The sequence below is a fragment of the Streptococcus mitis genome (genome assembly GCF_001579045.1).
Classification (GTDB): Bacteria; Bacillota; Bacilli; order Lactobacillales; family Streptococcaceae; genus Streptococcus; species Streptococcus mitis_D.
This window is the reverse complement of record NZ_KQ970262.1, coordinates 25,152-35,206: the sequence shown is the minus strand read 5'-3', so window position 1 is coordinate 35,206 and position 10,055 is coordinate 25,152. Positions and strand designations below refer to the sequence as shown.

The following is a 10,055-nucleotide window of genomic DNA, read 5'->3' as shown; positions in this document are numbered from 1 at the left end:
ACTGTACGTCATCCGGGCATTAGCCCAACTAATGATTTGGTTGCTAAGAAAATCTTTAGCAATCCAGAAATCACTTGTCAATTTATTCGCGATATGCTGGATTTACCAGCTAAAAATGTAACTATTTTGGAGGGAAGTAACATTCACGTCTTGCCTTCCATGCCCTACTCGGCCCAGGATTTCTATACCAGTATAGACGTCTTGGCGGAGTTGGACAACGGCACACAAGTAATCATCGAAATTCAAGTACATCATCAGAATTTTTTCATCAATCGCCTGTGGGCTTATCTGTGCAGTCAGGTTAATCAAAATCTCGAAAAAATTCGCCAACGAGAAGGTGACACACACCAAAGTTACAAACATATTGCACCAGTATATGCTATTGCAATTGTCGATAGTAACTACTTCCATGATGATCAAGCTTTTCATAGCTTTAGCATGCGAGAGGACACGACAGGTGAGGTATTGACCATCACAAATAACGGTCAGGAAAACCATTTGGTTAAGATGGCGTTCTTGGAATTAAAAAAATACAGAGAAACCAGCAAAGACGAGGTTCGCAAACCGTGGTTGGAGTTTTTCGGGAACAAGCCCTTTACCCAACAACCTGAGCGAGCCATCAGCCAAGCAGACCAACTGCTAGACTACAAGAGCTGGTCCGAGGAGGACAGGAAAATGTTTAGTCAACTACGTATGCGCGAAGAACAGGCATTGTTAGCACAGGACTATGCCTTGGAACAAGCTGAGGAAAAAGGCTTAGAACGTGGTCTTGAACGTGGTCGTGCAGAAGGTATTGAACAGGGACTGGAGCGAGGTCTTGAACGTGGTCGAGCTGAGGGTCTTGAACAAGGACGAGCAGAAGGCGTTGAACAAGGACGAGCAGAAGGCGTTGAACAGGGACTAGAGCGTGGGAAACTTTTTGCCTTTCTGGATATGGTCCACCAAGGTCTTCTGACTTCCGAGGTTGCCAGCCAGCAGTTAGGTATGTCAGTATCCGAGTTTGAAGCATTGTTGGAAAAACATGAGTGAGAAATCTGTCAACCTTATGCAATATGAAAATAACTAAAAAAGATAGCTAAATTTCTTGATGTAAAAGAGATTGGCTATCTTTTTTGTTAGGAAAGTTTGCACTTTTCCCTTTCTTTTCCGAATAAATAGATAGAAGCATCAAATTTAGTAAAACTAGATTAAAAAATGTGCTATAATGAAAGGAGAGAAAGTATGACGGTACGTCATCCGGGCATCAGCCCAACTAATGATTTGGTTGCTAAGAAGATTTTCAGCAATCCGGAAATCACTTGTCAATTTATCCGCGATATGCTGGACTTGCCAGCAAAAAATGTAACTATTTTAGAGGGAAGCAATATTCACGTCTTGCCTTCCCTACCCTACTCGGTGCAGGATTTCTATACCAGTATAGATGTCTTGGCGGAGTTGGATAATGGTACGCAAGTTATCATCGAAATCCAAGTTCATCATCAGAATTTTTTCATCAATCGCCTGTGGGCTTACCTATGTAGTCAGGTCAATCAAAATCTTGAAAAAATTCGCCAACGAGAAGGCGATACACACCAGAGCTATAAACACATCGCACCAGTATACGCTATCGCGATTGTCGATAGCAACTACTTCTCAGATGACTTGGCTTTTCATAGCTTTAGCATGCGCGAGGACACGACAGGTGAAGTTTTAACCATCACAAACAATGGACAAGAAAACCACCTAGTCAAGATGGCATTCTTGGAACTAAAAAAATATAGAGAAACCAGCAAAGACGAGGTTCGCAAACCATGGTTGGAGTTTTTCGGGAACAAACCCTTTACCCAGCAACCCGAGCGAGCCATCAGCCAAGCAGACCAACTGCTGGACTACAAGAGCTGGTCCGAGGAGGACAGGAAGATGTTTAGTCAACTACGTATGCGAGAAGAACAAGCCTTGTTAGCGCAGGACTATGCCTTGGAACAAGCGGAGGAAAGAGGACTGAAAAAAGGATTAGTAAATCTCGTTCGCCAGCATCTTTTAACCGCCGAGGTTGCCAGTCAGCAATTGGGAATGACTGTCTCTGAGTTTGAAGAATTGTTGGAAAAACATGAGTGAGAAATCTGTCAACCTTATGCAATATGAAAATAACTAAAAAAGATAGCTAAATTTCTTGATATAAAAGAGATTGGCTATCTTTTTTTACTTAATGTATTGTTATTTTCAAGAAAGTTTGGACTTTTCCCTTTCTTTTCCGAATAAATAGATAGAAGCATCAAATCTAGTAAACCTAGATTAAAAAATGTGCTATAATGAAAGGAGAGAAAGTATGACGGTACGTCATCCGGGCATCAGCCCAACTAATGATTTGGTTGCTAAGAAGATTTTCAGCAACCCAGAAATCACTTGTCAATTTATTCGCGATATGCTGGATTTACCTGCAAAAAATGTAACCATTTTGGAGGGAAGCAACATTCATGTCTTGCCTTCTCTACCCTACTCGGCGCAGGACTTCTATACAAGTATAGATGTTTTGGCTGAACTAGATAATGGAACCCAAGTTATCATCGAAATACAAGTCCATCATCAGAATTTTTTCATCAATCGCCTGTGGGCGTATCTGTGCAGTCAGGTTAATCAAAACCTAGAAAAAATTCGCCAACGAGAAGGTGACACACACCAAAGTTACAAACACATTGCACCAGTTTACGCAATCGCAATCGTGGATAGCAACTACTTCTCAGATGACTTGGCTTTCCACAGTTTCAGCATGCGCGAGGACACGACAGGTGAGGTTTTAACTATCACAACTAATGGACAAGAAAACCATCTAGTAAAGATGGCATTCTTGGAACTAAAAAAATATAGAGAAACCAGCAAAGACAAGGTTCGCAAACCGTGGTTGGAGTTTTTCGGTAACAAGCCCTTTACTCAACAACCCGAGCGAGCCATCAGCCAAGCAGACCAACTGCTGGACTACAAGAGCTGGTCCGAGGAGGACAGAAAAATGTTTAGTCAACTACGTATGCGCGAAGAACAGGCCTTGTTAGCACAGGACTATGCCTTGGAACAAGCTGAGGAAAAGGGCTTAGAACGTGGTCGCGCAGAGGGGATTGAACAAGGACTTGAACGTGGAAAACTCTTTGCCTTCCTAGATATGGTCCACCAAGGTCTGCTGACTTCTGAGATTGCCAGTCAGCAATTGGTAATGACTGTGGCTGAATTTGAAGCATTGCTGGAAGATTATCACCAATAACGGTCAAGAAAACCATCTAGTCAAGATGACATTCTTGGAACTAAACATCTAGTCACAGATTACTCCAAACACTGTTTTGAGGTTGTGTATAAAGAGGCTGGGTAAAAGTCTTCTCATAATAAAACGTTTGGTATCAATGTTTTATTATGAGAAGACTTACTTTTTTACTGAGATTGAATTTTTCCTAGCCTCAACATCATATAAACCCAAAATTCAATCTGACCTGGTTTGAAGATATTTTCGAAGCAGATAAGGTTTTACTAAAACTAAAAAAAATGATATAATCAAACTGATTAAATGTTTTAAAAATAAAGGAGAATTTTAATGTCTTACCAAGAAAATTACCAGAAATGGGTTGATTTTGCAGAGCTTCCTGACTACCTTCGTCAAGATTTGGAAAATATGGATGAAAAAACAAAGGAAGATGCCTTCTATACAAATCTTGAATTTGGTACTGCAGGGATGCGTGGCTTGATTGGCGCTGGTACAAACCGCATCAACATCTATGTTGTTCGTCAAGCTACTGAGGGATTGGCTCGTTTGATTGAGTCAAAAGGTGGAAACGAAAAAGAACGCGGTGTAGCAATCGCCTACGATAGCCGTCACTTCTCACCTGAGTTTGCCTTTGAATCTGCGGCAGTTCTTGCTAAACATGGTATCAAATCTTACGTATTTGAAAGCCTTCGTCCAACTCCAGAACTATCATTTGCAGTTCGTCACCTCAACTGTTTCGCAGGTATCATGGTCACAGCCAGCCACAACCCTGCTCCATTTAACGGTTACAAGGTTTACGGTGAAGACGGTGGACAAATGCCTCCACACGACGCGGACGCTTTGACTACTTATATCCGTGCAATTGAAAACCCATTTGCGGTAGAAGTTGCTGATGTGGAAGCTGAAAAAGCTTCAGGCTTGATTGAAGTTATCGGCGAATCTGTTGACGTAGAATACCTTAAAGAGGTTAAGGACGTAAACATCAACCCAGCCTTGATTGAAGAATTTGGTAAAGACATGAAGATTGTTTACACACCACTTCATGGTACTGGTGAAATGTTGGCTCGTCGTGCTCTTGCTCAAGCAGGATTTGACTCAGTTCAAGTCGTTGAAGCGCAAGCAACTGCTGACCCAGACTTCTCAACTGTAAAATCTCCGAACCCAGAAAGCCAAGCAGCCTTTGCCCTTGCTGAAGAACTTGGTCGTCAAGTTGGTGCAGACGTTCTTGTCGCAACTGACCCTGATGCTGACCGTGTTGGTGTTGAAGTTCTTCAAAAAGATGGTAGCTACCTCAACCTTTCAGGCAACCAAATCGGTGCCATCATGGCTAAATACATCTTGGAAGCCCACAAAAATGCTGGAACTCTTCCTGAAAATGCAGCCCTCTGCAAATCTATCGTATCAACTGACTTGGTAACGAAGATTGCTGAAAGCTACGGCGCAACCATGTTCAACGTTTTGACAGGTTTCAAATTTATCGCTGAAAAAATCCAAGAATTCGAAGAAAAACACAATCACACATACATGATGGGATTTGAAGAAAGCTTCGGTTACTTGATTAAACCATTCGTACGTGATAAAGATGCTATCCAAGCCGTTCTTGTCGTTGCTGAACTTGCTGCCTACTACCGTTCACGTGGTTTGACACTTGCTGACGGTATCGAAGAAATCTACAAAGAGTACGGCTACTACGCAGAAAAAACTATCTCTGTTACCCTTTCAGGTGTCGATGGTGCTGAACAAATCAAAGCAATTATGGCTAAATTCCGTAACAATGCTCCAAAAGAATGGAACACAACAGCTATCACTGTCGTAGAAGACTTCAAGGCTCAAACTGCTACTGCTGCTGACGGAACTGTTACAAACTTGACAACTCCTCCAAGTGATGTGTTGAAATATACACTTGCTGACGGTTCATGGATTGCCGTTCGCCCTTCAGGTACAGAACCAAAAATCAAGTTCTACATTGCAGTTGTAGGTGAAACCAACGAAGAATCACAAGCTAAAATTGCTAACATCGAAGCAGAAATCAATGCGTTTGTAAAATAAAATCCTATAAAAGATGAGACAAACCAATCTCATCTTTTTTTCGTATCAAATCTAAGCAATTTTAGAAACTTTATGGCATACTAGACATATCAATGAAAGCGAGGTAATCTCATGGAACAATTTTTAGATAATATCAAAGACCTTGAAGTCACTACAGTTGCGCATGCGCAAGAAGCTCTTGATAAAAAAGAAACTGCAACCTTCTTTATCGGTCGTAAAACTTGCCCTTACTGCCGTAAATTTGCAGGTACTTTGGCAGGTGTCGTAGCTGAAACCAAAGCCCACATCTACTTCATCAACAGTGAAGAAGCAAGCCAACTCAATGAGTTACAAGCATTCCGCTCACGCTATGGAATCCCAACTGTACCAGGCTTCGTTCACGTTGCAGATGGCCAAATCAACGTCCGTTGCGACTCTTCAATGTCAGCACAAGAAATCAAAGATTTCGCAGGATTGTAAAAGATATAAAAAAGAAGGCACATTCGCTTTCTTTTTAATTATTTTCAAAATAGGAATCAACCAACTCCTGGATTCTTCCTTCTTTAGCTGCTGGAATAGTATCTTCTAAAACAAAGTTCTTCCTACTGATATCATTAGAAAGATTTCCAAAGATAAAATTAGTCGAGATGTTATAGATAATCTCAGATGGTGCAAATCCATAAACTTGGTTTTCTAAGATATGTTTTAAGCGTTCTTCAGAATTTGGAAATGCATCTTTCAAGCCTTCGCTATTATATAGTCGCTTAACAAGCTCTGCAATATAGAGACCTGACTTCATGTACAAATCAATGAATGTCTTAGATGGATCATCAAAGATTCCTGGGTTTTCTTTTTCAAGGCCATCCACCATTCTTTTCACCACACGTTTAGGTGTGAAAATCTGGTTGGTTTTCTGCGGTGGAATATAGTCAAAAATATCTTCTTTTTGATCTTTAAAATAATCTGCCAACTCCTTTTTCTTGCGGAGAAATTCTTGAATGGCCTCATCGAATGTTGCTCGATCAAAGAGATGTCCTGCAAAATCTTGTCCACCATCTCTCAAATAACGAAATTGATCAATCGTAATACCAGTCACCTCAAAGAAGACTTGCTCAGGAACAAAGGTATCAAAATTATCAAGTGTTAGAGATTGATTGCCATAGGCCATGATGAAACTTGGAATTGTTCGTGCAAATCCACGAAGATGGTCACGAATCTCATCTTGAGCTGATTGTTTCAACTGCTCAACACGTTTTATCTCAACCTGTTCGATAAACTTCTCAGGCATTTTTTCCACTTCTTTTTTGAGTGTTTGCTCTAGTTTTTCCTTGTGAATGAGATTATTTTCTTCTAAACGTTTATCAAAATCTTCTTGAATCTTATCCTTTTGCTCCTTATCAACCGCTTCCTTGATTTGTTGCTGCAATTCTTCCCTGATATGAGCTTCAGAAATTTTTCTTTCGATATCATTTTTTCGAATTTCATTCTCAAATGTTACTGTAATTTGTTTCTTAATTTGCTCAGTTTCCCGAGTTTTTAGGTTGTATTCACCTCTCAAATCTTCTACAATCACTGAAGAAACTGTCTTGCTCAAATCATTAACCAGCTGTTTTTGAGTTCTATCCTCATTCTTAGTGAACAAATCTGTCACAGATTGACTAAGTCCATAGACTTTTTCACCAAAAAGTCGCATTTGCTGATTAACTACAATTTCACGGTCAACTACTGCATTGCCCTCATCATCTACTGTAACATCTGAAAAGTCTAATAAATCAGAAGGTGTTTGAAGCTTCCCTTCCTTTTCAACTGGCAGCTCATTTAAAATGTCTAGAACTGTTTGACTAGCTTGGAAAATACCGCTGATATTATCAAATAAGAGATTGGACATAAAGCCACGTTTAAGAACTTCTCTAGCTTTTATCTGGCGAGGAATGGTTAGAACCGCCTTAGCATCAATTTCAACCATCTTACCAGCACTATCTTCAGCTATGACAGGGAAGAAATTTAGTAATTCTCTGATATTTTCTTCACGAGTTGTCGAAGTCCCGCCGCCTCCTGCAGTTGCAAGCGATAAGTTGTTGGCAAACTCATCAAAGAGAATCAAGGTTCTTTCCGGCGCAAAGTCAAATACATAGGCTCTTTCTTTGCGAAAGTGATTTCCTTTGTTATCGGTCCATGAGTAAGGATTTTGAGCACGGAAGGCGGCCTGCATATAAAGTGCAGGTGATTTCAAATTTGATAACATCAATACGCCCGTCCATTCAGGGATAGTGACACCTGTCGTCAATTGACCGACGGATAGGGTGATGGTTTTGTCATTCTCTGCTATCGCTTTTCTAACCAAATCTAAGGATTTGAGTTTGACTTTATCGTCATCCTCAGACATACGCCCGTCGCCAGCAGCTAACACAATCTCATAATTTTCATAGATGGGATGTTCTTCTAGTAGAGCTTTTAAAGCTTTAGCTGAGGCTACACGTTCTAACAGCCAAAAAGTATGCTTGAGTTCATTTCGAAGTTCTTTAGTTGAAAATGGATATTTTTCATTGCTCGATAGAGTATCTAACCAATTTCTGACATCTTGCTCATGGATAAATTTCCCTTTATCATCTGTGGCGAAAAATTCACTCAAGTCAAAAGCATAGTCGATATTTTCGCCATCCAGTTGAGCACCTTTTTCTAACTCCTCACCAATCATCTGAGACATTTGATAGGTAAAGAGATTTAACTGAGGTAAGGTTTCATATGGATTTTCCTCTTCTTGCTCAGAAGACCAAGTCGATTTAGCAGACTGTTCATCCGCATAAGACCAGTTGTAGATTTGATCCTCTGTAAAATCTCCTTTGGCCAATGCCTTAAATGGTGTACCTGACAAATGCAGAGTGAAATTCCGTCGAATCTTATTAAAAGCTTGGTCTGTCTTAAAGGTATCAACTCCTTCGTGAGCCTCATCGATAACCAATAAATCCCAGTGGAGATCTGTAACCCATTTAAGTTTGTTATGCTCTCCACCTAGATAAGCAGAGCCTTTCAAGTCTTGAAGACTGATAAAAGCAAGTTGTCTTACATCGTCATCTAAAATACCAACAAATTCTTTTCGTGACAAGGTTGGACGACTCTTAAGGCTGTCTGATTCAGAAACAAACTTATAAGTCGTTTGACCTGCTATGAATGTTTCGAAATCATCATACCATGAGTTAGCTATTGCCGGTCTGTTGGTTACAATTAAGACATTGACAGCCTCCATCCGTCGAGCTAAGTCGTAGGTAGATAAGGTTTTACCAAAACGTGGCTTGGCATTCCAGAGGAACTTACCTCCTAGATGATTCTGGAAATAAGCTAAGGTCTTAGAAACTGCTTCTTCTTGCTCCTGTCGCAAGGTATAGTCCTGTCCTTGACCAGGCTGATAACCTGACAAATCATGCTGAACAAACTTATCAAAAAGATTTTTTGATTTTTCAGGAGTTCCATTAAAGTAAAACCATTCCGTCTTAGGACGACGTTCCACATCATGGAAAGAAAGGAAATGGTGAAAATCATGGTCCTTAAAAGTCTTTCCCTTATCAGGTTCTTCCGTATAAGCTGCATCTCCAGTCCATAAAACATCTGTATCTATATGAGCTGTATGCGTTTGTTCTTTAATCCGTTGTCTGACATCACGCTCCGTATAACCAATCTTAATCCAGCCCTCATTGCTGGTTACCGTCGGTGTAGTGTAGGCATAGATTTTAGGATGAATTTCTTTAGTTGTTTTAATTTCTACTGGCATAAGTATTCCCTTTTTTTAAAAACTAAGATAATTTTTCTAACTCTGTTAAATCGATTCCCATCGTGTTTAAAATGTCATCAAACACTACAGTTTTAAATTCATCAGCATACTGATTGAATAGATTCATTAAAGCTTTATATAATCTTTGAAAATCTTTCTTATCAAGTACAATTTTTAAAAATAGAATAACCACTATAAAACGTTTATTATCATATCTCCTTATCCCAAAATGATTTGCTATTTGAGATATTCTGACATTTCTTAAATTAACATTATACAGTCGTTCATCATGTGCACAGATATTTCTAACTAGGTTAGCCACTTTCAAACATGCACTTAAATCTGCACTAGATAGTCTAAATGTATTATCTTTATTTTGTGTTCTATATTTATCTGTATAAAATTTTGCAATGATATTCTTTGTACTATCCGTTAAAATATTGTAAAAATTAGCAATGTTTCCCATTGTAAGAAAATTAACTAAAACCCAAAGTGGTACTTCCCCATGTTCCTCAATGTAATGTTTAATAGCGCCAGTTCTATCTACCTTATCATGAATCGTCTTGGTTAAGATAGAGATTTGTTGAAGAACTTTTTTAGGATCATCGTCTACAAAATTTGCAATATCTAAATAAGCATTCTTACGAGGGTGTTTTTTAGAGAATTCATATGCAACTGTGGTCTTTATTGAATTTTCGAATATCAATAAATATTTCAATAATAATATCCTTAGTTCTCTATCAAATAAAAACAAGGCCTTTAGTTCGTTAAAGTGAGTTCCTTTTTGATAAATTTCAGGTTCAACAGGTCGATTATTGCTATCCTTTACTAAAAATAAATCTTTATAACCGTTTATAACATTGTAATAGTTTTCTTGTTCTAAAAATCTCTTTGGCTTCCCATTCGTTGGTACTACAACACCCCTATTTCTTAAGATTGTTAACTGTTGATTAAATGTTTTATGTTCCTTCAAACTTATCTCCTATAAAATAAAAAGGGTCAGGGCATCGTATGCTTCCTGACCTAATC

General features: G+C 39.2%; 7 protein-coding genes. 5 read left to right on the top strand and 2 right to left on the bottom strand.

Annotation, left to right across the window (positions count from 1 at the left end; genetic code table 11):
* The 5 genes from SMIDD28_RS03165 to SMIDD28_RS03145 all read left to right on the top strand — a co-directional run.
* A partial coding sequence (locus SMIDD28_RS03165) for an Rpn family recombination-promoting nuclease/putative transposase (protein ID WP_061425270.1) occupies positions 1 to 1,029 on the top strand: 1,029 nt, incomplete at its 5' end.
* 192 nt (positions 1,030 to 1,221) lie between these two features.
* Positions 1,222 to 2,097, top strand: coding sequence for an Rpn family recombination-promoting nuclease/putative transposase (locus tag SMIDD28_RS03160; protein WP_061424647.1), 876 nt, complete (start codon positions 1,222 to 1,224; stop codon positions 2,095 to 2,097).
* Positions 2,098 to 2,308: 211 nt separating this feature from the next.
* A complete protein-coding gene (locus SMIDD28_RS03155; RefSeq protein ID WP_061424645.1) occupies positions 2,309 to 3,235 on the top strand; it encodes an Rpn family recombination-promoting nuclease/putative transposase in 927 nt (308 codons plus the stop codon).
* Positions 3,236 to 3,559: 324 nt separating this feature from the next.
* Positions 3,560 to 5,278 carry a phospho-sugar mutase gene (locus tag SMIDD28_RS03150; protein ID WP_061424643.1) on the top strand — a complete coding sequence of 573 codons (1,719 nt, stop codon included), beginning with the start codon at positions 3,560 to 3,562 and terminating at the stop codon, positions 5,276 to 5,278.
* Between the two features lie 111 nt (positions 5,279 to 5,389).
* On the top strand, positions 5,390 to 5,737 hold the full coding sequence (locus tag SMIDD28_RS03145; protein WP_061424641.1) for a DUF6568 family protein: 348 nt from the start codon (positions 5,390 to 5,392) through the stop codon (positions 5,735 to 5,737).
* Positions 5,738 to 5,771: 34 nt separating this feature from the next.
* On the opposite strand, the gene SMIDD28_RS03140 is transcribed toward SMIDD28_RS03145, so the two are convergent.
* On the bottom strand, positions 5,772 to 9,026 hold the full coding sequence (locus tag SMIDD28_RS03140; RefSeq protein WP_061424639.1) for a DEAD/DEAH box helicase family protein: 3,255 nt from the start codon (positions 9,024 to 9,026) through the stop codon (positions 5,772 to 5,774).
* Between the two features lie 22 nt (positions 9,027 to 9,048).
* Complete coding sequence (locus tag SMIDD28_RS03135) at positions 9,049 to 9,999, bottom strand: Abi family protein (RefSeq protein ID WP_057487728.1); 951 nt, start codon at positions 9,997 to 9,999, stop codon at positions 9,049 to 9,051.
* Positions 10,000 to 10,055 lie beyond the last annotated feature (56 nt).

Bases quoted from the DNA above. Each gene is read 5' to 3' on its own strand.
- SMIDD28_RS03160 (WP_061424647.1), top strand. From the start codon at position 1,222: ATGACGGTACGTCATCCGGGCATCAGCCCAACTAATGATTTGGTTGCT.
- SMIDD28_RS03155 (WP_061424645.1), top strand. From the start codon at position 2,309: ATGACGGTACGTCATCCGGGCATCAGCCCAACTAATGATTTGGTTGCT.
- SMIDD28_RS03150 (WP_061424643.1), top strand. From the start codon at position 3,560: ATGTCTTACCAAGAAAATTACCAGAAATGGGTTGATTTTGCAGAGCTT.
- SMIDD28_RS03145 (WP_061424641.1), top strand. From the start codon at position 5,390: ATGGAACAATTTTTAGATAATATCAAAGACCTTGAAGTCACTACAGTT.
- SMIDD28_RS03140 (WP_061424639.1), bottom strand. From the start codon at position 9,026: ATGCCAGTAGAAATTAAAACAACTAAAGAAATTCATCCTAAAATCTAT.